24 protein-coding genes are annotated in these 26,593 nt (G+C 45.4%); 15 read left to right on the forward strand and 9 right to left on the reverse strand.

Annotation, left to right across the window (positions count from 1 at the left end):
• Position 1: 1 nt before the first annotated feature.
• From P0M28_RS14895 to P0M28_RS14905, 3 genes are all read right to left on the reverse strand, one after another.
• The gene (locus P0M28_RS14895; RefSeq protein WP_302210739.1) at positions 2-1,576 is read right to left on the reverse strand and encodes a hypothetical protein; all 1,575 of its coding nucleotides are present in this window, start codon (positions 1,574-1,576) and stop codon (positions 2-4) included.
• Positions 1,577-1,707: 131 nt separating this feature from the next.
• Positions 1,708-2,598 carry a serine hydrolase gene (locus tag P0M28_RS14900; protein WP_302210741.1) on the reverse strand — a complete coding sequence of 297 codons (891 nt, stop codon included), beginning with the start codon at positions 2,596-2,598 and terminating at the stop codon, positions 1,708-1,710.
• A 93-nt stretch (positions 2,599-2,691) separates the two neighbouring features.
• Positions 2,692-3,957, reverse strand: a complete 1,266-nt coding sequence (locus P0M28_RS14905) for a serpin family protein (RefSeq protein ID WP_302210743.1) — start codon at positions 3,955-3,957, stop codon at positions 2,692-2,694.
• 258 nt (positions 3,958-4,215) lie between these two features.
• On the opposite strand from P0M28_RS14905, the gene P0M28_RS14910 reads away from it, so the two are divergent.
• The 8 genes from P0M28_RS14910 (at position 4,216) to P0M28_RS14940 (ending at position 11,738) form a co-directional block, all read left to right on the forward strand.
• On the forward strand, positions 4,216-5,439 hold the full coding sequence (locus tag P0M28_RS14910) for an efflux RND transporter periplasmic adaptor subunit (RefSeq protein ID WP_302210745.1): 1,224 nt from the start codon (positions 4,216-4,218) through the stop codon (positions 5,437-5,439).
• Entirely contained in the window at positions 5,436-8,648 is a 3,213-nt protein-coding gene (locus P0M28_RS14915) for an efflux RND transporter permease subunit (RefSeq protein WP_302210746.1), read from the forward strand. The genes P0M28_RS14910 and P0M28_RS14915 overlap by 4 nt, the downstream gene beginning before the upstream one ends.
• A 54-nt stretch (positions 8,649-8,702) precedes the next feature.
• On the forward strand, positions 8,703-8,915 hold the full coding sequence (locus P0M28_RS14920) for a hypothetical protein (RefSeq protein WP_302210747.1): 213 nt from the start codon (positions 8,703-8,705) through the stop codon (positions 8,913-8,915).
• Between the two features lie 16 nt (positions 8,916-8,931).
• Positions 8,932-10,278: a TolC family protein gene (locus P0M28_RS14925; RefSeq protein ID WP_302210748.1), complete on the forward strand. Its 1,347-nt coding sequence runs from the start codon at positions 8,932-8,934 to the stop codon at positions 10,276-10,278.
• A 78-nt stretch (positions 10,279-10,356) separates the two neighbouring features.
• Positions 10,357-11,046: a hypothetical protein gene (locus P0M28_RS14930; protein ID WP_302210749.1), complete on the forward strand. Its 690-nt coding sequence runs from the start codon at positions 10,357-10,359 to the stop codon at positions 11,044-11,046.
• Between the two features lie 44 nt (positions 11,047-11,090).
• Positions 11,091-11,234 (forward strand): hypothetical protein, encoded by a 144-nt coding sequence (locus tag P0M28_RS14935; protein ID WP_302210751.1) that lies wholly within the window; start codon positions 11,091-11,093, stop codon positions 11,232-11,234.
• A complete protein-coding gene (locus P0M28_RS31095) occupies positions 11,235-11,321 on the forward strand; it encodes a PLDc N-terminal domain-containing protein (protein ID WP_367281918.1) in 87 nt (28 codons plus the stop codon).
• Between the two features lie 3 nt (positions 11,322-11,324).
• On the forward strand, positions 11,325-11,738 hold the full coding sequence (locus tag P0M28_RS14940; RefSeq protein ID WP_302210753.1) for a DoxX family protein: 414 nt from the start codon (positions 11,325-11,327) through the stop codon (positions 11,736-11,738).
• A 233-nt stretch (positions 11,739-11,971) separates the two neighbouring features.
• Here the strand turns inward: P0M28_RS14940 and P0M28_RS14945 are convergent, their stop codons facing one another.
• Positions 11,972-12,187 carry a DUF6444 domain-containing protein gene (locus P0M28_RS14945; protein WP_302210754.1) on the reverse strand — a complete coding sequence of 72 codons (216 nt, stop codon included), beginning with the start codon at positions 12,185-12,187 and terminating at the stop codon, positions 11,972-11,974.
• 97 nt (positions 12,188-12,284) lie between these two features.
• Between P0M28_RS14945 and P0M28_RS14950 the strand changes: the two genes are divergently transcribed.
• Positions 12,285-12,797, forward strand: a complete 513-nt coding sequence (locus tag P0M28_RS14950) for an RNA polymerase sigma factor (protein ID WP_302210755.1) — start codon at positions 12,285-12,287, stop codon at positions 12,795-12,797.
• Positions 12,769-13,380: a hypothetical protein gene (locus tag P0M28_RS14955; RefSeq protein ID WP_302210756.1), complete on the forward strand. Its 612-nt coding sequence runs from the start codon at positions 12,769-12,771 to the stop codon at positions 13,378-13,380. Before P0M28_RS14950 ends, P0M28_RS14955 begins: the two co-directional genes overlap by 29 nt.
• Positions 13,381-13,411: 31 nt before the next feature.
• On the opposite strand, the gene P0M28_RS14960 is transcribed toward P0M28_RS14955, so the two are convergent.
• Entirely contained in the window at positions 13,412-14,515 is a 1,104-nt protein-coding gene (locus tag P0M28_RS14960; protein WP_302208162.1) for an ISAs1 family transposase, read from the reverse strand.
• Between the two features lie 128 nt (positions 14,516-14,643).
• Here P0M28_RS14960 and P0M28_RS14965 point away from each other — a divergent pair, with 128 nt between their 5' ends.
• Both P0M28_RS14965 and thrC read left to right on the forward strand, forming a co-directional pair.
• A complete protein-coding gene (locus P0M28_RS14965; protein WP_302210758.1) occupies positions 14,644-15,615 on the forward strand; it encodes a homoserine kinase in 972 nt (323 codons plus the stop codon).
• Positions 15,616-15,731: 116 nt separating this feature from the next.
• Entirely contained in the window at positions 15,732-17,081 is a 1,350-nt protein-coding gene (gene thrC, locus P0M28_RS14970) for a threonine synthase (protein ID WP_302210759.1), read from the forward strand.
• Between the two features lie 14 nt (positions 17,082-17,095).
• On the opposite strand, the gene P0M28_RS14975 is transcribed toward thrC, so the two are convergent.
• Positions 17,096-17,722, reverse strand: a complete 627-nt coding sequence (locus P0M28_RS14975; RefSeq protein WP_302210760.1) for a carbonic anhydrase — start codon at positions 17,720-17,722, stop codon at positions 17,096-17,098.
• A 258-nt stretch (positions 17,723-17,980) separates the two neighbouring features.
• Here P0M28_RS14975 and P0M28_RS14980 point away from each other — a divergent pair, with 258 nt between their 5' ends.
• Positions 17,981-20,722: a phosphoenolpyruvate carboxylase gene (locus P0M28_RS14980; protein ID WP_302210761.1), complete on the forward strand. Its 2,742-nt coding sequence runs from the start codon at positions 17,981-17,983 to the stop codon at positions 20,720-20,722.
• A gap of 47 nt (positions 20,723-20,769) precedes the next feature.
• Here the strand turns inward: P0M28_RS14980 and P0M28_RS14985 are convergent, their stop codons facing one another.
• Positions 20,770-21,540, reverse strand: a complete 771-nt coding sequence (locus P0M28_RS14985; RefSeq protein WP_302210762.1) for a hypothetical protein — start codon at positions 21,538-21,540, stop codon at positions 20,770-20,772.
• Positions 21,541-21,654: 114 nt separating this feature from the next.
• On the opposite strand from P0M28_RS14985, the gene P0M28_RS14990 reads away from it, so the two are divergent.
• Positions 21,655-22,224 (forward strand): Uma2 family endonuclease, encoded by a 570-nt coding sequence (locus tag P0M28_RS14990; protein WP_302210763.1) that lies wholly within the window; start codon positions 21,655-21,657, stop codon positions 22,222-22,224.
• A 43-nt stretch (positions 22,225-22,267) separates the two neighbouring features.
• Here P0M28_RS14990 and fbaA read toward each other — a convergent pair whose 3' ends face one another.
• Together fbaA and P0M28_RS15000 are read right to left on the reverse strand one after the other, a co-directional pair.
• Positions 22,268-23,335 carry a class II fructose-bisphosphate aldolase gene (gene fbaA / locus P0M28_RS14995; RefSeq protein ID WP_302210764.1) on the reverse strand — a complete coding sequence of 356 codons (1,068 nt, stop codon included), beginning with the start codon at positions 23,333-23,335 and terminating at the stop codon, positions 22,268-22,270.
• A 46-nt stretch (positions 23,336-23,381) separates the two neighbouring features.
• Positions 23,382-24,389, reverse strand: a complete 1,008-nt coding sequence (locus P0M28_RS15000; protein ID WP_302210765.1) for a LacI family DNA-binding transcriptional regulator — start codon at positions 24,387-24,389, stop codon at positions 23,382-23,384.
• A 355-nt stretch (positions 24,390-24,744) separates the two neighbouring features.
• Here P0M28_RS15000 and P0M28_RS15005 point away from each other — a divergent pair, with 355 nt between their 5' ends.
• On the forward strand, positions 24,745-26,580 hold the full coding sequence (locus P0M28_RS15005) for a DUF5060 domain-containing protein (protein WP_302210766.1): 1,836 nt from the start codon (positions 24,745-24,747) through the stop codon (positions 26,578-26,580).
• The last annotated feature ends 13 nt before the right edge of the window (positions 26,581-26,593 follow it).

Raw genomic sequence — 26,593 nt, forward strand, 5'->3', positions numbered from 1 at the left:
TCTAGTACATTAAGCACTCTTCAATAAAACCATTCCAGCGACTCTCCCAAACCTGCATCGCCCTCTTCTTTTCTTCATCATTGAGTAAGCTGTAGGTGATGGAGTTCATCGCCAGTTTTTTTAGGGAGCGAAGGTCCAGCTCCCAGGCGAGAAAGATTGTCCAGTAGTCGTAGGTTATTCCAGTGTAGTCAAATACGGCTGGGTCGTCGGAACTGATGCTGCACTGAATGCCTTCGGCTAAATAACCTACGGCCGGATGCACCCGCAAGTCGCGGACGTAGCCGAGAATCTGATTGCTGAGCGGGTTTACTTCAATGCAGATATTTTGTTGTTTGATGGCTTGCTGCACTGCCGGATAACGGTACAAGTTGAATCCGTGCCCCACCCGAACGCTTCGCAGAGTGACGGCATCGTACAAATTACCTAAGTCCCAGTCGCTTTCGCCATCGTGCAAACAGAGTGGTACATCTACGTCGTACACCTGCCGTAGTGAGTCAAACATAAGCCAGGCATCCAGAAAGTGTAACGTAGAATTTCCGGCATCTTCTTCGGCTACCAGGTCGTAGGCTTTAATAAAATCAGGGTAGCGCCGCCTTAACTGAAACGCCTGAATTACATCTCGCTGAATGGTATCCAGTGGCCAAAACCGAAGATTCGTTTTAATTAATTTAAGGGTAAAATCCGGGTCAGTTTCCTGCACTCGCTGTAACGCATCCCGGTGATACCGAACCATCGTATCGGCGGTGTAGTAACCAATGGGGTGATCTAGGTCGTACAGTCGGTGGGAGGAAATTCCTGCGCGGAATTCTACATGCTGCACCCCGTCGGCAATGAGGGTGTCGAGTACGGCAGTTAGGTAATCGCGGAAGATAGGCTGATAGTAAAAAAATTCGCCTAGCTGGGTAAAATGCCCCTCGAACGCTCCCCAAATATCCACCGAATCCGCACTCATGCTCTGGTCGAACGTTAGCAGGTCGTACAGCGAGTCGGTGAAGCTTGGAATTTCTTGTGCAATCTTATCTACTTCCCGGAACCCATCGGGCACTTCATCTTCTCGAAAGAAAGCCAACTCTCCTTTGAGGTGTTTGTCCGAACTTTCGTCCCAAAACACGTAGCAATTCGGTTCGGTTAACGCCCGATTGACCACCCAGTGCAGATCGCCACTGGCTGATGGGTGCAAGTGCAATAATCCGCCTTTGGGCATTTTCCGCAGTAACTGAAATAGCTCAGTTTGTTCAATATGCTCTTTAGATTGATAGAAGTAGCGGGCCGGAGGAAAGAAATTGGTTTCTTTATAGTGATCCAGCATTTGCCTTTGTATGGCTTTTAGCTTCTGATTGGCTAGCTTTTCTTTTTCGCTCAGGGTAATATCAGCATCGAAGGCTTGGGCAGAATCTTGCTGTACGTATTGCTGACGGGCTGCTAAGTAAGCTTCACGATTGACAAAGGTGGGTACGCTAAGTTTGCTCTGGGTAATTGGTAGATTGGTTTTGCAGGCGAATGTGACCGATAGCAGTGTAGCTAAAAAGGCGAATTGGCGAACTAGGTTAGGGAGGGTTGATATATGATGAATCACCGCTCAAAATTGCTAACTTTTCAATGGATTGGCAATGGTTTTGTGAAATTCTTTGGTGGGAAGGAAGATTGCTGGTGGTGGGGGCATTGGCGGGGATTACCACATAGGCACATAGGGCACAGTAGGGATTTCTACTTGGCTACATAGTCGTAGATTGTTTTGGAAATGTCGGCGAGGGCTTGTACTCCGGCATCTTCGTCGGTGAGGTTTTTAGAAAGTAACACCAATACGTAACTGCGACCGTTAGGTAAATAGACAATGCCGGAATCGTGGTGCAAGCCGGTAATCCAACCCGTTTTGTGGGCTACTCGTACATCGTCGGGTAGTTGGGCGGGAATCATTTCATTGAAACGCTGGTCGAGGAGAATATCGATCATGGCTTGACTGGCTTCGGCACTCACCACTCTGTGCTCGGCGATTGCTTTAAACATAATCATCAGATCGTGAGCGGTAGTTGTGTTGTTTAAGCCTTGTCGGTACGCTTTGCCGTCTTCCACTCCGCGTCGCACCTGAATATCGTTAGCTCCTAAACCGCGCAGCGTTTGGGTTGCGTTCTCCGCTCCGACAGCTTCAATGACAATATTTGTTGCTAAGTTGCTGCTGGAGATAATCATGTGATAGACCAAATCGCGCAGACTTTGCTTAGTACCAATTTGCTCGTAGAGCTTGCTGTATGAATCATCATCGGGCGACAAAGAGTAGGCGCTGCTGTCAACGATACTGAAAAATTCGTTTTTGACTAGAACGGAATCATCGAGACTTAACTCACCCGCTTCGGCTTGTTTATAAACTTCCAGCATCACCGGGGTTTTCATGGTACTGGCCGCGTGAAACTCTTCTCGCGCATTCATCAGCAACTGCTCTTCGGGATTATCTAAGCTCTGGAATGCTACAGCAAAGTCCCCTTCTACTTCATTAAGTCGCCCCTGAATAATTTGTTCTACTTCTACCAGGGTAGATGGACTAGGTTGAGCGCAAGCCAAGCAAATAAGCAGCCCAAGTGGTAGAAAACGAAATAGCATAGCTGATGCGTTAAATTGAAAGAGGTAATTTGTAAATTACCCTAGACTTTTCAAACGATCAGCGTATGTACATTTCCGAAGTTTATTCCACCACTAATTAGCCGGATTCATCATGGTTCCGGCAAACAGCATAGCTCCCGTATGCTTCTCCCGAATAAAGTAGGCAAACGGGCGGTCCACTCGAATGACGGATGGTTGCCCCTCAGCTCCTGAGCTTCTAAAAGAGATAACTACCGCAGTAGCAGCCGCTGCTTCCGAACCTTCTTCGTTTACCTCAATAAAAGCCTGATGAATTACTCGGTCAATGTACAGCCCCTCGCCATTACCCTCATTGAAAAAGCCACCGAAACTAGCTCTATTAGTAAACGGAAGCTCCATTCCCATACCCTTTAGAACATCATTAAGAGTTAATTTGAATTCGGTTTTAAATTTAGGTAGCATTAGGTGTGTGGTGAGCGTGTCGGCTTCTGCTATCCATTTGGTTAGCTCTTCGGTAGTTAAACTATTCGCCAGATCGGCTACGGTGCTTTCTGGGGAAGGTAGCAATATGACCATATTGAACTGCCCATTGCCGTAGGGAATTTCCAGTAATTGCGTACCGTCTTCTTGGTAGTTGAAGCGCAGCTTGGTGCCTTCGTTCGACATCATCGGTACTGAAACCGTGCTGCCATCGGCTAGATAAAACGGCTCGTCTTTGGTAGCACCGGCATTGAACTGATACTGCCAGTTAGCCTTAAAATAAATAGCATTGATTAAAAACATTACATCGGTTGGGCTGACGTTTTCTATCAAGTTTTTGATTTTGCCCTGCGTTTGGTTTTCCACCCAGCCGTTAATGATGTCTTTAGAAGCCGGACTTCCTAAATCTAGTCCTTCAATGCGCCCATCGTAGTACTCTCGAATAAGCTGATCAAACCCCGATTGCAAAGTATACGTATCTTTGAACCAGATAGAATTAGCAATCGCTAATACTACCTGCTGATCCATGCTCATAAGCTGTTCGGTTAGCGTTTTAGCTGCCTCGTTCACTTCTTCATCTGTCAGATCAGTTACGCCCAACGTTTCCTTCATCACCGCTTTGGTTTCGCCGCTGGCACCATTCGCGGTCATGTGCAAGGCAATATCCACGCTCAATGGGGAGATAAAGATATTTTCATCCGGTACCTGCTGTTGAATTGCCTTGAATAGATCAACTGAAAACGCATTGGAGGTTTCTACCAATGTCTCAGCAGAGCCAGATATTGGGCGTAAGTCTGGTAAATTAGGCTCCGTAGCAACCGGGCCTTCACGGCACTGAATGAGTGAGAGTGAGGCTAGAAATAGAAACAGTGTAAACGGGGGGCGGAATGAAGCTATCATATGCTAAAAATTTGTGAAGAAGCTTTTTTAGACAGACCCCATTAGGCTTTTTTTGGTTGTAACTGGTAATGAATTTCGCCATAGCTTGTCAGGAATAGTGCAAATTCTGGTCAGTGATCCTTCCTTTCCAATCCCTGCATTAATAGGTTAGTCTATTAATTACCCAAATTTGTAGAATATCAGCTACCTTAGGGATCAAATCCTCGTTACTTCAGTAAAGTAAGGTGAACACACCGTTTAGTACCAACCTCAATTCTTATGAATAAACGTAAACTACTAGTCTTCGGACTATTTGTAGTACTTATTGCTGCCGGAGTTCTGGCCATGCGGCAGTTTGCCGGAATGAAAGAACTGCCACCTGAGCGTCCTCGTCGGGCTTCTACCAATTTTGTTCGGGTAGATGAAGTAGCCTACGAAGAGGTGGATACAGAAGTAGTAGAATATGGGCGTATTACTTCCTCTCAACCGCTGGACTTAATTGCCGAGGTAGGCGGACGATTATTCTCGGGGCGGGTGCAGCTAAAGCCTGGGATTAACTTCCGTAAGGGGCAATTGCTGTATCGGGTTAACGATGCCGAGGCCAGCCTTAATTTACAGGCGCGCAAAAGCCAGTTTCTCAACCTCATTGCCTCCAGCCTGCCTGATTTCAAAATTGATTTCACCGAAGACTACCCAGCTTGGCAAACTTACTTTGAGAGTATTGAGATTGATGAGCCACTCAAACCATTGCCGGAGATTAGTAGTAACAAAGTGAAGACTTTTCTGGCAACCAAAAATATTCTGGGCGAATACTACAGCATTAAAAGCGGAGAAGAGAATTTACGAAAATATTATCAGTACGCTCCCTACGACGGTAGCATTGTTAACGTTAACTTGGAAACTGGTACTGTCGTAAATCCGGGAGCTAACATTGCCAGCATTATTCGTACCGACCAGTTAGAACTAGAAATTCCGGTTGATCCTAAAGAAATTCGGTGGGTAGAAGAAGGCGCGGCGGTAGAAGTTTCTTCGGAAGACGGAATGCAAAGCTGGCCCGGAAAAGTAGTTCGTATTGCCGATTTCATTGATCCGACTACTCAGTCTATTAACGTTTACGTAGGCCTAACCCCTGAGCCTAACAGTGGGTTGTACGATGGACAGTACCTGCGGGCGACTATTCCCGGTTCACGTTTGGAACAAGCCATGCAAATTCCCCGACGGGTGCTCTTCAACGAAGATCAGGTGTACGTCGTCAAGGATGGAATGCTCCAGTCGCGCCAAGTTAATATTGAAAAGATTACGCAAGATCAAGTGCTGATTAGTCCAATAGTAGGCAGCGGTTTGAGTGTGGGAGATAGTCTGGTGGTAGACCTGCCTGCCAACGCTGTAGAAAACATGCGGGTAACTACCGAAGTAAAGAGTGACCGTCCCGGCGGCAAGCGTCCGCGCAAAGCCGAAAGCCAATCTGATTCAGCGAATAATCAAAATCGCAGCGAAACATGAGAAAGGTCGTAGAGTTTTTTGTCCGTTATCCCATTTGGGCGAATGCCATTTTGGTGACTATCATCATCTTTGGCGTACTGGGGTACCTGAGTATTAACAAGTCCTTTTTCCCCGAATTACCCGCCAACCGTATCGCCGTTCGGGTAACCTATCCGGGAGCTTCCCCGGAGGAAATGGAAGAAGGAATCACCATTAAAGTGGAAGAATCCCTGAAAGGAATTACGGGGATTGAAGAAGTAACCTCTACCTCATCCGAAAACTCGGCAACCGTTAATATTGAAACCCGCGATGGCTACGATATTGACGAAGTACTGGCTGAAGTAAAAAATGCTGTAGATGGAATCCCTTCCTATCCGGTAGGTGCGGAGCCACCCATTGTGGTTAAAGACCGGAGTAGCTTCAGTTCCAGTGCTGCTTTTCTCACCCTGCGAGGTCCCGCTGATCTAAAAGCCCTCAAGCAAAAGGCTGAGCAGATTGAAGATGATATGCTCAATTCCGGAGAAATTTCGCAGGTAGATATTTTTGGGTATCCGCCGTTAGAAATCTCTATTGAGGTGAACGAAGCCACTTTACAACGTTACGATCTTACCTTCGCTCAAGTGGCCAACGCGGTGCGCTTCAATAATCGGGATATTTCGGGCGGTTCAATTAAAACCTCAGAAGAAGAAATTCGCATTCGGGCCAACTCCCGGGAATATGCGCCCGAAGAAATTGGGCGGATTATTCTGCGAGCGAACCCTGACGGTAGCAACCTACTGCTAAAAGACATTGCTAACATTAAATTCCAGTTTGCCGATACGCCTAACAAAACGTTCTCTAACGGGCAAATGGCAATATCCATTAATGTGCGAAAGCTGCCGGAGGAAGATCTTCAGGAGATTTCAGCGTTTATAGGAGACTATATGGAAAAGTTTGATGCTGAAAACGAAAACTTCGAACTTATTGCCAGCTTCGATTTCAATACTTTGCTTCAGCAGCGGATCAGCCTACTTACTAATAATGGTCTGGTAGGACTGAGCTTGGTGCTGGTCGCCTTGGGTTTATTCCTGAGTTTACGACTTTCATTCTGGGTAGCCATTGGTATTCCGATGTCGTTTTTAGGCATGTTCATCGTCGGCGGACTGGTAGGCATAACGGTTAATATGCTGTCGCTCTTCGGTATGATATTGGTGATTGGAATTCTAGTAGATGATGGTATTGTGATTGCCGAAAATATCTACACACACAAGGAGATGGGCAAAGGCCCAGTTCAGGCGGCAGTAGATGGTACGATGGAAGTGCTTCCCGCGGTGTTTACTTCGGTAATGACGACGATCATTGCCTTTATTCCACTGATGTTGCTAGATAACCAAGGCTTTACAACCGAAATGTCTATTGTGGTGATTGCTTGTCTGGCCTTCTCGCTGGTGGAAGCGTTTTTTGTACTACCTTCTCACTTGGCAACTGGTAAAGCTGAAGATGCTGATCACAAACCCAAGAAAGACCGTATCCGGGGTGGGTTAGATAAGGGAATTAAGTATCTGCGAGATAATATTTACGGTGGGGTGCTTCGGTTGCTAATTCAGTGGCGATGGGTTTCATTTGCTGTTCCTCTCTTCATCATCATGGTCGTATGGGGTATGATTAAGGGTGGGTTAATTATGTATACCATTTTTCCTTCTATTCCCTTCGATGACTTTGAAGTATCGCTGGTGCTGAACCCCGGAACCCGGGAGAGTATTACCGAAGATTATCTGCGCCGCTTTGAAAACGCTATCTGGGAAGTAAACGAAGAGATTAAAGAAGATCGGGGCGATGATCAATCTTTGATTGAGATTGTAAGTCTGAATGTGGGCAGTAGTGGCGGACGAGGTGCAGCTGAGCGGGGTAGTCATGCCGGTCATTTACGAGTAGACTTAGCTAATTTAGAGCGGGTAGAAGACATCTCCAGCTTTGAGATTGCTAACCGCGTACGTCAGAAAATTGGTGCCGTACCCGAAGCTCAGAAGTTTAGCGTAGGCGGACAAAACCGCTTCGGAACGCCATTTTCATTGGCACTACTAGGTAACGATTTTGAAAGTTTGATGGCGGCCAAAGAAGAGGCTAAAGCGGAAATTATGGCATTGGCCTCACTAAAGGATATTAAAGACAATACTGCTACTGGACAGCGGGAAATCCAGCTAGAATTACGTCCACAGGCGTACTTCTTAGGGTTTTCTCAGCAAGATATTACCAGCCAAATTCGTCAGGCATTTTTTGGTGAAGAAGCTCAGCGGTTGATTATTGGTACCGACGAAGTGCGGGTATGGGTACGCTACCCGGAAGAAGACCGCCTGACTATATCCCAGATGGAAGCTATGCGGATTAAAGACGGTCAAGGTAATGAATATCCTCTGCGAGAGCTGGCCGACTACAACATTGAGCGAGGTGTAATGAATATTAACCACTTCAACGGCAAGCGAGAAGTTCGTCTCGAGGCAGATTTGGTTGATCCCTACGAGCCGGTTCCACCCATTATTGAGAAGGTGCAGACCGAAATTCTTCCGCCTATTTTGGCGAAATACCCTAGCGTCACCTATTCGTTCGAGGGGCAATCTCGGCGTTCGGCGCGCACATTCGACTCGTTTATTAAGGTATTTCCCACGGCCTTCATTATGATGATTCTAGTGATTACCCTTTCGTTTCGCTCACTTTACCAAGCTATTTTAGTGCTATTACTCATTCCCCTGGGTTTGGTTTGTGCGGCTATTGGCCACGGTATTCACGGGCAGCCTATTTCTACGCTTAGTATGTACGGTATGATTGCCCTGTCGGGAGTAATTATCAACGATGCGGTAGTAATGCTGGATAAGTATAATCAGAACCTTCGGGATGGTATGCGAGTGGAAGAAGCTGCTTTTGGAGCAGGTATTGCTCGTTTTAGGGCGATTTTACTCACATCAATTACCACCGTAGTCGGGTTGTATCCGTTGATTCTGGAGAAGAGTTTTCAGGCGCAATTCCTGGTTCCGATGGCTATCTCGGTAGCCTACGGAGTTATGCTCGGTACACTCATGATTCTACTTTTCTTCCCTGTGATTATTCTGGTTTTTAACGACGTTAAGCTGTACATCAACAAAGGCTTCCGAAAGGTGAAACACTTCATGAGTCCGGATGAGCCTTACGAATCTCCTGACCACGAAGATGTAGAACCCGCCATTCGCGAACAACGCCGCTTGCAACAAGCCTGATGGAAATGTGGAATATGAAATGAGCAATGTGAAATTTGCGCTGAAATAAAAAATGTGGAAAACCAAGATAGGTTACAAGCAGACATTGCCCGTTTATTAGAACTAATACGCGGCACTAACCTGATGCTGTCTCAATTGAAAGAAGCAGGTAACGACGAACGTAGTCTGGTATGTCGTCAGGAGATTCGCCTAAGAGAAAAGTATGCTACCGAATTAGATAAAATTTTAAATCGGTACCAACTTACTGTACAGCCTTTGGAAATATAGTTTTCAACCTTAATATATGAAACACCTAACATTTACTTTTCTAAGTCTTTTTATTGTGCTTTCAGCGCAAGCTCAAGAAGACCTCTCACTTTTTGAGGCCGTTCAAATTGGGCTAGAAAACAACTTCGATATTCAGATTGAAGAACTGAATATAGATGTTGCCCAAAATAATAACAATTGGGGCGCGGCGGGGCGATGGCCAACCATCACTTTTGATATTACCCAAAACAATAATTTTCGAGACGTAGATAATCCTGCGGGCTTTCAACAAGGTTTAACGATCTCTAATGATATTACGCCCGGAGTAAATGTAAACTGGACTCTATTTAACGGATTTAGCGTGCAAATCCAGCGATCGCGACTACAGGAGCTGGAAAACCTAACGCGGGGTAATGCGCTAGTCGTGATCGAAAATGCTGTTCAGGCCATCATCAACCAGTACTATCTGGCTCAGTTAGAACAGGAGCGGTTAGACGTGCAGAAAACGGTATTTTCACTATCTAAAGACCGTTACGAATACGTGCGCCTCAAAGGCGAGCTCGGTAGCGCGGTTACCTTTGATATTTTGCAGGAGCAAAATGCCTTCCTGACAGATTCTTCCAATCTAGTGACCCAAGAAATAAACTATCTGAATACGCGTCGAACCCTTAATCTGTTGATGGGACGAGATGTAACGTTGGAATATAGCCTCACCGACAGTTTAGCTGTATCCCCTACTGACTATGCCTTAGAAGATTTGTATGAGCGCATGATTGCTAGCAACAGCAATCTGCAAAATCAGTATTTGAATCTGGAAATTGCTAAACTGGATACCCGACTAGCCAAAACTGAACTTTACCCTCAACTTCGGCTGAACGCTGGGGCAGCTTATACCTTGCAGAGACAAGATATTTCTAACGCCCGGTTTGCCTTTCCCGACCCCGATCGTCCGGAAGTCGTCCGCCCGAGAACACTTAGCTACGCCGCTGGCTTCACTTTAAGCTACTTATTATTTGATGGAGGGCGGGTGCGTCAAGCCATTGAAAATACTTACACCCAAGAACGCATCAGTCAGGTGCAGATTGAGCAGCAAAAAATAACGCTCCGCAATAATTTGATGGCCACTTACGATCTGTACAATGTTCGTAAAAAGCTTCTATCAATTTCGGAAGAAAATATCCGGGCAGCCCAGTTAAATTTAGATTTATCGGAAGAACGCTTCCGCAATGGCACCATTAACTCCTTTGACTACCGCGATATTCAGGTAAACTACCTCAACACCGCGCTCACCAATATTCAAGCGAAGTATGATCTGATTGAGTCAGAAACTGAGCTACTTCGCTTGACCGGAGGAATTTTGAGTGAATACGAGAATGTGAACTAAGCTTGTGCTGACAGATTTCTGACAAGCTTGCTTGATCTGAAAAACGTATTATTTTTGGCATAAATACGTACCTGCCAAATGATTAAGCAAATTAAAGCCTATCGTCAAAAAATCAAGATTACTATTGATTGGAAGTCTAAGCTCATTGACTTTTTTATTGTCATCTTGGGCATCAGTCTAGCCTTTCAACTAAATAGCTGGAACGAATCCCGGAAAGATAAACAACGGCTAAGCAACTACCTGGAGAGCTTTCGGCTGGAAACCCAGGAAAATGTTGAAAACCTACAGCGCGTACTGAACGCTGTCCGCTCCCAGAGAGAAGTTGCAGACACTATAAAAGTGCTGATTGCTTCAAAGAGGTTCATGGATCCGCGATTGGGCAGTACTTCGCCCGAAATGACCAGTTTTATAGCCTACCAGCCTCTGGCAACCACCATAGAAAATATCAAAGAATCAGGTGACTTTGATTTGATCAAAAACTATACACTACGTAAGCAATTGGTTGATACGTATGAATCTATGGAGGGAACAGAGATTACAGAACGGGCCACCGAAGAATACATCAGAAACTTTATCAGTCCCTATTTTTTCAATAAGGTACGGTACAGTACCAACTATCCGATAGACCCCGAAGACTTCATCACCGATCACCGCTTCGAGAACATTGCCATTGCCTACAGTAACCTAATGACTAATCAGATTATTAGATACGAAGGCGTACTAGAAAAATTACAAGATCTTGAGAAGAGTCTAGACAGTATCGAGTAATGACAAAATTGACGTAAATTTATAACATTACTAACCTAGCAATTATGGATACTCTGCTTTTGTTTCTTGGTGGCCTCGGCGGCTGGGAAATCTTGGTTATTGTAGCTGCCCTCTTATTGGGAGGGATTTTATGGCTCTACGCTCTAATTGATGTGCTACGCAGTCGTTTTCGCAACGACAGTGACTAAATCGTTTGGTTGCTGGTAGTAATCCTTTTGCAATTTCTGGGAGCGATTATCTATCTTGTTGTCGGACGAAATCAGAAGATCGCTTAATTTATGCTCCGTACATCTACCTCATCTACCAACAATGTCCACTTAGGGCTGCTTATTCTGCGACTAGGAATGGGAGTATCATTCATTGCCCACGGTGTACCCAAGCTCATGGATGGCCCCGAACGCTGGGAGCAGTTAGGCGGCACAATGGCAAACTTAGGTATTACGTTTCTTCCCACCATTTGGGGCTTTATGGGTAGCTTTGCCGAGTGTGTGGGTGGTCTTTGTCTGGTACTGGGCATCCTCTGGGTTCCCGCCCTCCTATTGCTTACTTTCACTATGATCGTCGCTACGGCTATGCATATCAGTAACGGTGATAGCTACTCTGGCATATCGCATCCGCTAGAAGCAGGTATTGTATTTATTGGCCTGCTGGTCACCGGTCCGGGAAAGCACCGCGTTAGTAAAAAGTTATGATCTATGCGCTTACTTGCCCTCTTGATCTTTCTAAGAGCATGTTTAAGTTTTGTTTTTGATGGCGAAAATTCAAGATTTGGTTGCTGAACGAGTCAATTTTTGAGGGAATAGCCTGAGCTATGGCCGATAAAATTGGTGAAGTGCAGCGATTAAAGATGAATTTGCAGCCCAAAGGATAAAATTTAAACATGCTCTAATAGTAGTAGGCTGCACCCAAACCACACCTACTGAATTTAAAGATTTTTTAAGCCAACAGCCAGAAGAAAAGTATTCGTTATTGATTCCGGTTTCTTCGTTAGCCCGTCACTAGAAGGCGGACGATTGCTGTTACCACTTTTCTGTGACAGGTGTGCTTTCAAAGCAGCAATCTTGCTCAGAGTAGCCTGCAAACTGGCTTGTAGTTCGGCAATCAGCCCAGCCTGTCGTACTATGATCTCGTACTTGCTCATTGATGCTATTTCCTAAGCTCTTTCCTATTTTGCAAATTCACCTAAATAGTTATCTCTTTTCTGTAATAAAAGAACAAGTTATGTATCTAAAGAGCAAATGAAACCAGAGATACAGCAAATCATCAATCAATACCAGACCAAGGTTTACCGAACTTGTTTGGGGTTTGTTGGGGACGAACAAGAGGTGAAAGATGTAGTCCAGGAAGTATGGATAAATATCTGGAAGGGATTAAAGACGTTTCGGGGCGATGCTCAATTGAGTACTTGGATATATCGGATTACGGTGAACACTTGCCTATTTCATGTCCGTACCCAAAAACGTTCACCCGAAACCACCTTACAAGTGCTACCAGAAGTGGCTCCTGAAACCGTGGACGACCAGGAGGAAACTATGGCTAAACAGCTAGTATTACTCCAAAGATTCCTTCGCGAACTTCCTGAAAAGGATCGGCTAATCATGATTCTTTATCTAGAAAAATCCTCATATCAACAGATTAGCGAAGTACTCGGAGTATCCGTCAATTATATCGGCGTAAAAATTAATCGAATAAAAAAATCACTCGCCCAAAAATTTAACTGTCATGGACAATCTACGGCAAATCTGGACTAAACTGCACGAAGCACAGATGGGTATTGAGGCGCTCATGACACCTCAGTCTACGGAATCCTTAATCCAGCAGGTAAAACAAGAAGAGCAAAAGCGCAAACGCTACACCAAATGGATGATCCCTACTACCGTTCTGATAGTTATTGGGATATCAAGTATTGTACTATTTTCTAAGCAGTTGAGCAATACAAGTATTGATAGCTGGCAGCTTTCCGGATTAATTCTTATAGTATTAGGCGTAGTCTGGATGATTGGGCAATTTGTCTATACACAAATTCCGTTTCAAGAATCTAATTACGAACAGCAGTCAACTACATTTCTTCAGTTGGCTTATCAAAAGCTACAATTACGAAAGCAGCTAACCGTATGGGGTTCTATTATCTATCTACTGCTTTTAATCCCCGGCATATTGATGGTAGCTTGGGTTAATCTCCAGAAGATTCCAGGTTACTTAGGTATTATAGGACTTACCATTGGAATAATGTTTGGCCTAGCAGGATATATCATTTGGGTAGAACAGAAAAAATTTAACCGTACTTACGGAAATATTTTACAGAAAATAAAGCGATTCTTAAGTCACGAGTAGCACCTCATACTCAATATTTAGGTTAAACGCACTAACCAGAGCAGTAGAGGCGTATAATCTGTCTGAGGTAGTTATCATCCCACCCAGCTTTTTTTCTTCTGACCTTAATGCTGTGTTTATCATTCATCTGTTTGAGCAGTTGCAAAGAGAGCTTTCTGAGGATATTTCTGTTTTCCGCCCCGTTTTTGGTATGGGTTCGGCAAGTATCTTCGGAAAAGCTCACATCCAAGTGCCAGTGCAGATGGTTTTCTATGCTCCAATGTTCTCTGACGCGATGGTTGAAGTAGGCAGCAGATTCAGCCTTATCACTGAGATAAAAGCGATACTCTTCTTGTCGTTTGTTGCCCGTTTCTCGTACCGCGTGCACCATGATGATGGCTTGAATGTTCTTCCAGGCTAACGTTGCTTCCATTAAGTCAGTAGCTTCACTTACATAGCAGGTGCGAGTTTCTATACGTCCCGAACCAAAGTCAACGTTTTTGTCACAGGCCAACCCTTGGTGGTGGGCCATCATGTAGTCATGAACCTGCTCAAAGGTGCTTTTTTGGTTCTTTTTCAAAGAGAGTAAATAGTGGCCCTGCTGCTCTACAATCCGCTCAGCAATGGCCGGCCCATTGGCAATAGCATCAATACTTACTAACGCGCCTGTCAAGTCAAGTTCTTCTAAAAGAGCAGGAATCGCAGTTTTTTCATTGCTTTTCCTTTCGGTCTTGGCCTGTCCCAAGACTACCTGCTGCTCACAGGCCCAAGCTGTTACTACACAAATACCACTATTGCGCTGACCCTGCTGGGCGGTGGCCCGTAACACCTTCCCATCTACACTGATGTGGTGTTCTTCTGCAAAGTCACACAGATAGCGCGAGTGCCGGTACAGACAAGCCGAAAACTTACTCGTATCAATAGCATTCAGCACTCGGGTGATGGTATCGTGGGACGGAATGCCGTTAGGCAAGCTGAGAAACTCTCCCAGAAAGGCTCGCTTATTCTTGCCATATTCCTCAATCTCTTCATCCGAATCGCAACCCGACAGCGTAGCAAACAAACTCAACAACAGAATGTCAGACAATAAGTGCCGCTTCAGCAGCGTAGCCCGACGAGGATCTGGCATCTCATCAAATACCGTAGAGAGTTCCATAACTTCTTTTTCCTAAATATAGCCCTATCTTGCCCTATTAGTGCGTTCAACCTACTCAATATTAATCATCCACTCCCTTTTCTAATAGATTCTCGTATTTTTGCGCTTTAGTAGAAAGGACTAACCTCTTGGATAAGACAATTCGGGTATTTGCTCCGGCCACGGTGGCCAACGTTGCCTGCGGCTTCGATATTATGGGATTTGCCATTGGCAATCCCGGTGATGAGGTGGTGATGCAACTGTGTGAGAAACCCGGTCTCGCCAGACCCGGAGTGGTAATTAAGAGAATTATTGGCGACGAAGGCAAACTGCCGCTTAATCCCGATAAGAACACCGTCAGTATTGTGGTGAAACAATTGCTGGAGCAAGTGCAGTCGGACTACGGAGTGGAGATTACGCTCTACAAAAATATGCCGCTCGGTAGTGGATTAGGCTCCAGTGCGGCCAGTGCCGTAGCCGGTCTGTATGCCGTGAATGAGCTACTGTTGCGCTACGAGCCGGAAAAAGCAATTCGTAAGCGAGAAGATTTGCTTCCGTTTGCGATGGAGGGGGAACGATTAGCCTGCGGTTCAGCCCACGCTGATAATGTGGCTCCGGCATTGTTAGGTGGATTTGTACTGGTTCGTAGTTATGACCCACTGGATGTTATCCGGATACCTACACCGGAGGGCTTGTTCGCTACCGTCATCCATCCGCACGTAGAGGTACAAACCCGCGATGCGCGTAGTATTTTGCGGAAGCGTATTTCCTTAGAAGACGCCACCATTCAGTGGGGTAACACTGCCGGGCTGATTGCCGGACTATGGCAGGGTGATTTTGAGTTGATCGGTCGCTCAATGCAGGATGTAATCATTGAACCCATTCGCTCGTTGCTTATCCCCGGTTTCGATAGCGTGAAAGCCAGTGCCATGAACGCCGGAGCGCTAGGCTGTGGTATCTCCGGCTCCGGTCCATCCATCTTTGCTCTGAGTAAAAGCCAAGAAGTAGCCGAAGAAGTTGGTCGGAAAATGCAAAACACCTTTGGTGCTCTCAATATCGATAGCGACCTTTACATTTCCGGTATCAACCAACAGGGGCCAAGGATAGTCAATGAGCAGTGAACAATGCCTCCGTGGCGCGGTACAATTAGCAATGAAAGGTGAATAATGATTGATGACATATGCATCATTTGTTCATTACTGTGGACTATCGACCGTTGACTATTGACTAGAAAATTATGCAACTTTACAGTACTAACGATACATCCCGATCACAGACGGTTTCTTTTCAGGAGGCAGTCTTTCAGAGTTTACCAGCGGATAATGGGTTGTATATGCCTACCGAATTACCGCAGTTAGATGATGCCTTTTTCAACGAGATAGAGAAGTTTACCTTTCCTGAAATTGCGTTTCAGGTAGCTACAGCGCTACTCGATGATGAGATTCCGGCTTTGAAACTTCGTGATCTGATTGAAGATGCGATTGACTTTCCGGCTCCGGTAGTAGCCCTCGACGAGGAAGTTCACGTACTGGAATTGTTTCACGGGCCTACGTTGGCATTTAAAGATTTTGGGGCGCGGTTTATGGCTCGAACCATGTCTTGGTTTTTGCAACAATCGCCCGCCGAACAAGAACGAACGATTCTGGTCGCTACTTCCGGCGATACGGGCAGTGCTGTAGCCCAAGGTTTCCTAAATGTACCGGGTATTAACGTAGTGCTGCTGTACCCCAGCGGAAAGGTGAGTGAGATTCAGGAAAAGCAACTGACGACCGTTGGTAATAATGTGGCAGCATTAGAAGTTTCCGGCACATTCGATGATTGCCAGCGAATGGTGAAGGAGGCTTTTTTAGATCAAGAGTTACGAAAAGAGGTAGCTCTCTCTTCAGCTAATTCCATCAACATCAGCCGACTAATTCCTCAGTCATTTTATTACTTCAACGCCTACGCTCAGCTTAAGCGAGATTTAGCGTACAATCCTGATTGGCGGTTAGTATTTTCGGTACCCAGTGGTAACTTTGGCAATCTCTGTGGCGGACTTATCGCCCAACAAATGGGCTTACCAATTGATCATATTGTTGCGGCTACCAATACCAATGATGTAGTACCCAAATACTTAGAAACTGGTAAATTTACCCCGCGTCCGTCGGTGCAAACCATTTCTAATGCAATGGATGTGGGTAATCCAAGTAACTTCGCCCGCTTACAGGCTTTTTACGGCTACGCTGGTTCAGATGAAGAATTGCTCGATTCCATTCAGGAAGATATTTCAGGTAATCGCTTTTCTGATGATGCCACTAAACAAGCCATCCGGGAAGTGTACGAAAACTATTACGGCTACACTATGTGTCCCCACACTGCGGTTGGCTACTTAGGGCTGAAAGATTATCTGGAGAAACAGCCCGGGCGAATGAACGGAGTAGTACTAGCAACGGCTCACCCCGCCAAGTTTAAAGATACGGTGGAGGAAGCCGTTGGCGAATCTATTTTCCTGCCCGAAACCCTACAAGCCGCCCTCAATCAGCCCAAGCAGGTTACGTCAATCTCTCCCGATTATGAAGCTCTGAAAGCGTATCTGATGGATCGCTAATCTCGCCTGTTTCCTTAGTTCAACGTATAGATTTCCATAATACCGGCTAGGATTTTATCGAAGTCCAGTTCAAGGTCAATGAGTTGCCCGGTGCTAATGTCAAACACCCAGCCGTGTACTTGAAGTGTGTTTTTTCGGTAGGCTACTTGTACTTCGGCGGTTTTTAGCACATTTACGCATTGTTCTCGCACGTTCAGCCTTATCAGTTGGTTGTAACGGGCGTCTTCGTCTTCTATCGCGTTGAGTTCGTCTTTGTGAAGTCGATATACGTCCCGAATGCTTCTGAGCCAGGGATTTAAAATTCCTAGATCCTGGGCTTGCATGGCGGCTTTCACTCCACCACAGTAGTAGTGACCACAAACCACAATATGCTTCACTTTCAGATGATTAACGGCGTAGTTGATGACTGACATTGCGCTCAGATCCAGACCGGAAACCATATTGGCAATGTTCCGGTAAACGAATACTTGACCTAAACTGGCACCCATCATTTCCTCGGCGGTTACCCGACTATCGGAGCAACCAATGTACAGAATCTCAGGTTGTTGTCCTTTGGATAAGTCTTCAAAGTAGGTACTGTCAACATTTAGTTTTTCTTGTACCCACTGCTGATTGTACTTAAAAATAGCTTCTAATTTCATAATTATCCGTTTATAGAGGGTTAAAAAAAATTCTTAATATCCTTGTTCAGTTATCTTGAAAAATCGTACCTTCAAAGTAAGGTATTACAATTAAATATAATAGTAAAACTATTACAAATTGATTTTAAAAATGAGTCTCAAGGCCATTTCAGACTATCCCTTATTATCAGTCTAGAATCATAAACTGTTATTAACTTTTTACCATCAATTTTCAACCTTCAATTTTTCATATTTCTCATCTCATATTTCTTATTTCCTATGCTTGTTACCGATGCCTCCATTGATGTAGAAAAAGTAGAAAATGATGCCCAATTTCTGAGCGAGTGCCTCCGCGAAGTACTAGAGTCGCTGGGTGAGCATCAATTAGCCGATACGCTCCAACAAGAACCCGCGACGATGAACCGCAGCATGGTTCGCTTGTACGCTACTTATTTTCAGTGGCTGAACTTAGTAGAAGAAAATGCTACGGCTCAGTATCGTAGAAAGCTAGAGACTGAAGCTGGACTAGACCGCATTTCAGGATTGTGGGCCAAGGCGTTCCGTCAGTTATCCGAAGAGGGTTTTTCGGAAGAAGAGATTGCTCAATTACTACCCAAAATACGCATTGAACCCGTACTTACGGCTCACCCAACCGAAGCCAAGCGAGCTACGGTACTACGCCACTTACGCGATATGTACTTATTGCTAGTGAAGCGAGAGAACCCGGTGTGGACCCCGCAAGAGCAACAAGGTATCCGCAAGGCAATCAAGAATCAGTTGGAGATATTGTGGCGCACGGGTGAAATCTATTTGGAAAAACCGGCTGTATCCGACGAGCTGCGGAATATGATGTACTATCTTACCCACGTTTTTCCCCAGAGCTTAGCCTGGGCCGACCAACGATTGCGCGATGCTTGGAGCTACTCCGGCTTTGATCCTAAACAGCTTGATGGTTACCAGGCTCTGCCCCGAATTAGCTTTGGCGATTGGGTAGGGGGCGACCGTGATGGGCACCCTTTTGTAACCGCCAAGGTAACCCAGAGAACCCTGCTAGAACTTCGTCGGCAGGCATTACAACTCCATGCGAAAGATTTGGAGGGATTGGCGGCTAAGCTCAGCTTTACCAATATTCGTAATACAATACCCGATCGGCTGAACCAGAAAATTGAAAAGATGCAAGAGCTGATTGGCGAAGCGACTGAACTACCCCTGGCTCGTAATCAGAATGAACCGTGGCGCCAACTAGTTAATTTGATGCGCCTTCGCATACCGCTAGACGTGTATGATAACTTAGACGAAAAACCGTATTCCTACCAACGTAGTACCGAGTTATCCGATGATCTGACTCTACTGCTGGAAACACTGAATGAAATAAATGCCCAGTCGGTAGCCCGTAACGAGGTAGAACCTTTGTTACGAAAAGTACAAACGTTTGGCTTTCACCTTGCTGCGCTGGATATTCGTCAGAATAGTGCTTTTCACGATAAGGCGGTCACCCAGTTACTAGAAGCTGCTGCTCTTTCTTCGAATGATTTGCCTGACACTGATTATGCTAACTGGTCAGAAGAGCAGCGTATTGCTTTCCTCGAGCAGGAATTACAGTCAGCTCGCCCGTTTACTCAGGTTGCCGCTTCACTGCCGCAAGAAGCTCAGGCAGTGCTAGATTGCTATCGGGTGGTGCATCAGTTTATTCAAAACTACGGTGCCAATGGGTTAGGCTCACTGATTATTAGTATGACCCGTAGTGTGTCGGATTTACTGACGGTTTATTTGTTAGGCCGGGAGGTTGGTTTGGTTTTCTGGCGAGAAGATGGGTTAGTCAGTGAACTTCCGGTGGTGCCATTGTTTGAGACGATTGATGATTTGAAGGGAAGCTCGGCAATTTTAGACAAGTTTCTTCAGCATCCCATCACCCAGCGAAGTTTGGCTTATCAACAAAAGCAAAAAGGGGAGGCTAATCCAGTACAGCAAGTGATGGTCGGCTACAGCGACAGTAACAAAGACGGGGGTATTTTAGCCAGTCTCTGGAACGTAAACCGAGGGCAACGCAACCTTACCGAAGTTGGAAAAAGACATGGGGTACGCATTCGCTACTTCCATGGTCGGGGCGGTACGGTCAGTCGGGGTGGTGGGCCCACTCATCGCTTTTTAGAATCGTTACCCCACCAAAGCCTACAGGGTGACTTCCGTCTGACCGAGCAGGGAGAAACCATTGCCCAAAAGTACGCCAACCTGATTACTAGCACCTACCATCTGGAACTGATGTTGGCTGGAACGACCAAGGCTACCATTCGCCAGCAGAGTGCAAACTCTTCCGATCATCCGTTGGAGCCAATTATGGATTATCTGTCAGAAGTGAGCAGCGAATACTACGGAAAACTGCTGAAAGCTGAAGGCTTTATGGATTTTTATGCTCAGGCTACGCCCATTGATGTGATCGAGGCCAGTCGCATTGGCTCTCGTCCTGCCCGCCGTACCGGACAACGAACGCTGAATGATCTACGAGCTATTCCTTGGGTGTTTAGCTGGAGTCAAGCCCGGTTCTCTCTTACGGCCTGGTACGGAGTAGGTGCTGCTCTGGAGCAACTACAAAACGAACGCCCTGACGATTTTACCTTACTCTGCGAGCAAGCCATGAGCTACGCCCCGCTGCGGTACATCCTGACCAACTCAAGCTCGGGCGTACTGATTGCTGATGAATCTATTATGCACGAGTACGCCGCTCTAGTAGAAGACAGTGAACTTCGCGATCGGTTTATGGAGCAGATTCTGGCGGAACTGCACCGAACCCAACGGGTTATTGAAACGATCTACGGCAGTAGCATTGAGGAGCGGCGCCCCCGCATTGCCAAAATGATTGCCATGCGTCAACCCAAGCTAGCTGCCCTACATCGGCATCAGATCTCCCAAATCAAAACCTGGCGTAGCAATAAAGCCGCTGGTAATAGTGACGAAGCCATTCTGCTAGATTTGCTACTAACTGTGAACGCTATTTCGGGGGGGATTCGGGCTACGGGGTAGACTAGTTGAGAGACTTTCTCTGACTTAAGATTTTATGTCAAGCTTGCTTATTGAAGGGTATTGTAATCTATTCTCTCAAATCGCCTCTCCTCATTACTCAACTCTGACCAATTAAAATCGTACTGTTCATCTTCAGTCCAAGTTGTGGGGAAGTTAACAACTAAATAGTCACCTATACCACAATCGTTGCCTTCTAGTGCCATTAAAGCTGGACCAGGCTGAAAACTTATTGTTCTAAATTGTGATGACAGGAGAGCAGCGAGACCGGCAAATGCATCTAATAACGTCGAGAAATTAGCTTCTTGAAATGCATTTAATCGATCATGTTTAGCTCTGTTATATACCTGATACCAATCAATTGATTCGTTGCTATTCCAATTGGCGAAAGGTGCTCTAATTCTTTGCTCTCCTCTCCATATTGGATATTCTATTGAGTAATCACTCAGTCGGTGAGTCTTATTTATTATTTCGTAATCATTCATATTCCAGGTTCGTTCAGATCTTTCTTGTCTATTCCTCGATACTGGATTAAATATGTTCTCTTTTAGAATTGCTTTAAAATTGGCTTCAACCTCGATACATATTCTCATTAAAAGTTCATGAGTTCGAAATGAGTATGTGTTACTATTAATGTCAGCTGGCTCAATTGCTTGAAATAGCTTTAAGAGATCTTGTTGAATTATGATGAAAGCTCTTACGTAATGTTCCGGGTTTTGGCAATAATTCGGATCTGTAATATAAGCCCAGTCGCTATATCCAGAATTCGGGCCTTCTTTTACTGGTCTATAATTTCTATGAAATGGCCTAATGAAACTCACAACTCTTTTATGTTTATATTTAACTGCTCTATATTACATAGGTAGTGGTTTGCTCAAATGGAATATCTTTAACAATCACTTTTACGTATCTCTCAATATACCACTCTATTTGTTATGATTGCTGAAGCCGAAACTAAAATCACTCGCCGCTTATTTACGGTGGAAGAATACCACCAGATGGCTGAAGTGGGTATTTTACACGAAGACGACCGTATTGAATTAATTCACGGAGAAATTATCCAAATGAGTCCAATTGGGAAAAATCACTCAGCCATTGTACGTCGCTTGAATAACCTTTTAAAGAATTACTTAGAGTCAAACATACTTGTTGATGTACAAAATCCGGTACTTATCAATGAGCACTCAGAACCTGAGCCGGATATTGTGATTCTGCCGTTTCGGGAGGATTATTACGCTGAAACCGGAGTTACTCCAAGAGATGTACTGCTATTGATCGAGGTGTCAGATAGTACATTGAAATATGATAGGAATACCAAACTACCGCTTTACGCCACAGCAGGTATTCCTGAAGTGTGGATTATAGACGTTAATAAGAAACAGCTTGAAGCGTACCGTCAACCGAGCGGAGATCGTTACCAATCAGTAACTACCCTCACTCGGGAAGATAATATTTCAGCCACTCAGCTATCACTGAATGCGCTGGTAAAAGAACTTATCGGATGATTAATGAGTAATGACGAATGATTGACATAGTTTCCATTATTCATTAAGCGTTAGACCCTACTGCATTCAAATCTTCAAAAGCGGCAGTTAGGCGTTTTACAAAGCTTTTCTCAGCTTCGCGTAGCCACACGCGGGGATCGTAGGTTTTCTTGTTGGGCTTATCATCGCCTTCGGGGTTACCGATCTGAGCTTGTAGATAATCTTTCTTATTTTCGTAGTAGCCCCGCACTCCATCCCAGAAAGCCCACTGCAAGTCAGTATCAATATTCATTTTAATTACTCCGTAGCCAATTGCTTCCCGGATCTCCTCTTGGGTAGAACCCGAGCCACCGTGAAACACGAAGTAAACTGGCTTAGCGGCGGTACTGTGCTTCTCTTCAATATGCTTTTGCGAATCGCGCAGAATGGTAGGCGTTAACTTCACATTACCTGGCTTATATACCCCGTGTACGTTGCCAAATGCCGCCGCTACGGTAAATCGTTCGCCCACTTGCTTCAACTGTTCGTAGGTGTAAGCCACTTCTTCGGGCTGAGTGTATAGCTTAGAAGCATCAACATCAGTATTATCTACTCCATCTTCCTCCCCACCCGTTACACCAAGCTCTACTTCAATTCCCATCCCTAGTGGGTTCATTCGCTCGAAGTACTTCTTGCTGATCTCTACATTTTCTTCTAACGGCTCTTCCGAAAGATCAAGCATGTGGGAGCTGAACAACGGGCGACTGTGCTGCTCGTAGTATTTTTCTCCGGCATCCAGCATTCCGTCAATCCAGGGTAATAGTTTCTTAGCTGCGTGATCGGTATGAAGAATGACAGGTACGCCGTAGTGCTTGGCCATGATATGCACGTGTTGAGCTCCAGCAACGGCTCCGGCAATAGAAGCCTGCTGACCGTCGTTACTAAATCCTTTGCCAGCATTAAAGGCTGCTCCCGAGTTAGAGAACTGAACAATCACGGCTGATTGCACATCGCGGGCGGTTTCCAGCACTGCATTAATAGAGTTACTACCGATGACATTAGCAGCAGGTAAGGCAAACTGTTTTTTCTGGGCGTATTCAAAAAATTCTATGAGTTGATCGCCGTAGAGTACGCCGGGTTCAAACTTTTTCATAAGAGATTAGGTAAAGTGGTTCAAAAATATTGGGAAGCGCAAACTACTATTTTTTTACGGAATTTCGTTCCAATAGCCGAGTTTTTAGCACTACCTGTTCAATATCAGTTTTAGCATCACGCAACTGCTGAAACAGCAAGTGGGCTGCGGTTTCGCCCATTTGTTCCGGGTTTTGATCGATAGTAGTTAAAGACGGACTCACTACAGCGGTTACTGGATCATTATTGAAACCGACTAGCGCCATATCTTGAGGAATTCGTATACCGTAATCGCGTAAGGCTTGTAAGGCAGCAATGGCAAGTCGGTCACTCACGGCAAAAATAGCATCGGGTGGATTGGATAGTTGAAGCAGACGAACCGTTTGGTCGTAACCATCGGCCTCACTGTAGTCGCAGTGCGCTACCAAGTTGGGGTCAAACGGTAGTTGGTGCTGTGCTAGCGTTTGTTGATAACCCCGAAGACGTTCATTACTGATCTCAACAGAAGATGGGCCAGCCAGTAGTCCAATACGTTGGCATCCGTGCTGAATTAGAAAAGATACAGCCTGCGCTGCCGCTAAAAAATTATCAATAATTACCTGTGATACTGATAGCTCGGGACACACTCGGTTGAAAAAAACTAAAGGAACACCTCGGTTCAGTACTTCTTGAAAGTGGTCGTACTGCTTAGTTTCCCCCGCCAAGGATACGATGATTCCATCAACCCGACTTAGCAGTAACGATTTGATGTTAGCTACTTCTTGTTCATACGATTCATTAGACTGGCAGATGACAATATTGTACCCTTCTCCAATCGCAACTGCTTCAATTCCAGTAATTGCCGAAGCATAAAACGCATAGCTGATTTTAGGGACAATCACTCCGATAGTCTGGGTACGCTGCATCCGCAGATTCATAGCCAGCGGATTGGGCTGAAAGTCTAGTTCCTTGGCTAATGCTTGTACGGCCTGCTTCGTAGTTCGGGAAATACGGGGGTGGTCGCGTAGTGCGCGGGAAACTGTAGAAATGGAAATATTCAGTTGCTCTGCGATTTCTTTTAGCGTAATAGGCTTCATATCTGAAGACTAAAATAGAAAAATAATTATACTGTCTAGCTCCCCCTTGATCTTGCACTTTTCTAATAGCATTTCTCTGTGGTGCTTTCTAAACAAGGGTCATTTTCAAGTTGCAACTTTCCGGAGTAGAAGCAAGCTTTTACGACTGATACCAAAAAAAATAGCCTGTTAGCATTTACTATTTGTAGTGTGCAAACCTTTGCACAAAATAGATTACTGATAATGTAATTAATTCGAATTGTTCCTTTAAGAAAAGATCATAACTTCATCGCTGAGCTTTAAAACGAAAATGGCTTTCGCTTACACAATCAAAGGCTGATAATTAAACTTTTCTAAGAAAATCTTACTACAACCTATGCGTAATTACTCACTTTTGAATTTATTACTGCTAATCAGCTGGATTACTGCCTGCCAACCGGCCGAAGAACCGGAATCGCTCCCTACCTACCAGCAATGGCATAAAGTAACCCTATCATTTGAAGGACTTGAGACCAGCGAAGACGCTGAAGACAACCCCTTTACCAACTATCGGCTGATCGTCACCTTCTCTAATGGAGATCAATCTTATGAAATACCAGGTTTTTATGCTGCCGATGGTAATGCTGCGGAAAGTAGTGCCACCAGTGGAAATATCTGGCAGGTTCGGTTTGCGCCCAATACGGAGGGAGAGTGGACTTATTCCGCATCTTTCCGAAAAGGCGACAACATCGCCATTAGCACCGATGCTAATGCGGGTGAGCCAATAGCTTTTGATGGTGAGCAAGGCTCGTTTCAGGTAGTAGCTTCCGATAAGCAAGGGAAAGACTTTCGAGCAAAAGGTCGATTGCAGTATGCAGGAGAACGCTACCTGAAATTTGCGGGTACAGATGAGTACTACCTAAAAGGCGGAGCGGGCAGCCCTGAGAACTTACTAGGATACGTAGATTTTGATGGTACTGAGTTTGGCGGGGAAGAAGGGCATAAAGATGGCGAAGCCCCGGTAGATAAGCAGTTACACGTTTACGAAGATCATATAAAAGATTGGAATGAAGGCGACCCCAGCTGGCAGGGCGGCAAGGGAAAAGGTATCATTGGCGGACTTAATTATTTGGCCGGAAAGGGTATGAACTCCCTTTATTTTCTGACCATGAATATTAAAGGCGATGGCGAAGATGTGTGGCCCTACACCGGCTACGATGAGCGCTACCGCTTTGATTGTAGTAAACTAGATCAGTGGGAAACAGTGTTTACTCACGCCGACAGTTTGGGCATCTTGCTACACTTCTTCACCCAAGAAACTGAAAATGAACTATTGTTGGATAATGGGGACTTGGGCCCACAGCGTAAGCTTTATTACCGCGAGCTCATCGCCCGTTTCGCTCATCACTTGGGAGTAGCCTGGAACATGGGAGAAGAAAACGGTTATGCTGAGTTTACCCCCGATTCTCAGAATGACGATCAACGCCGGGCGATGATTAGCTACTTTAAAGAAACCGATCCTTATCAAAACTTTGTAGCACTGCACACTCACGCTGCCCAGAAAGAACGCGATGAGGTTCTAGAGCCATTATTAGGTTATGAAGATCTGGACGGGCCTTCCTTGCAAATTGGTAGACCTGCAAAGGTACACGATGAAACTAAGCACTGGATAAGCGAATCGGGAGAAGCAGGAAAACAGTGGGTAGTCAACCTGGATGAAATTGGCCCATACTACCACGGTGTGTTCCCCGACGATATTGATCCTGAGCACGATACTATCCGCTATGAAGTGCTGTGGGGTAACTTGATGGCGGGTGGCGGTGGTGCCGAATGGTACTTTGGCTACCTCTACGGCGACAGCGATTTAGGACTAGAGACCTGGCGTACCCGCAACAATATGTGGGATCAAACCCGCTACGCTGTGTCTTTCTTTCATGATAACTTGCCGTTCTGGGAAATGGAGTCGGCGGATGAACTAGTAGATGCTGAAGAAACGTACTGTTTTGCCAAACCCGGCGAGGTCTATGCTATCTATTTGCATAGTGTTATCACCACCAATCTTAACCTGGAAGAAGGAAATTATTCCGTACAGTGGTTCGATCCTGAGAACGGAGGTGATTTGCAAAGTGGTAGCGTTACCGAAATCAGCGGGGGAAGTAATGTCTCAGTCGGTAACGCTCCATCCGGTGGTGATGAAGATTGGGTGGTGCTGATACGTAACCAGAATGGATAGTTAGCTTAATCAT

The sequence above is a fragment of the Tunicatimonas pelagia genome (genome assembly GCF_030506325.1).
Classification (GTDB): Bacteria; Bacteroidota; Bacteroidia; order Cytophagales; family Cyclobacteriaceae; genus Tunicatimonas; species Tunicatimonas pelagia.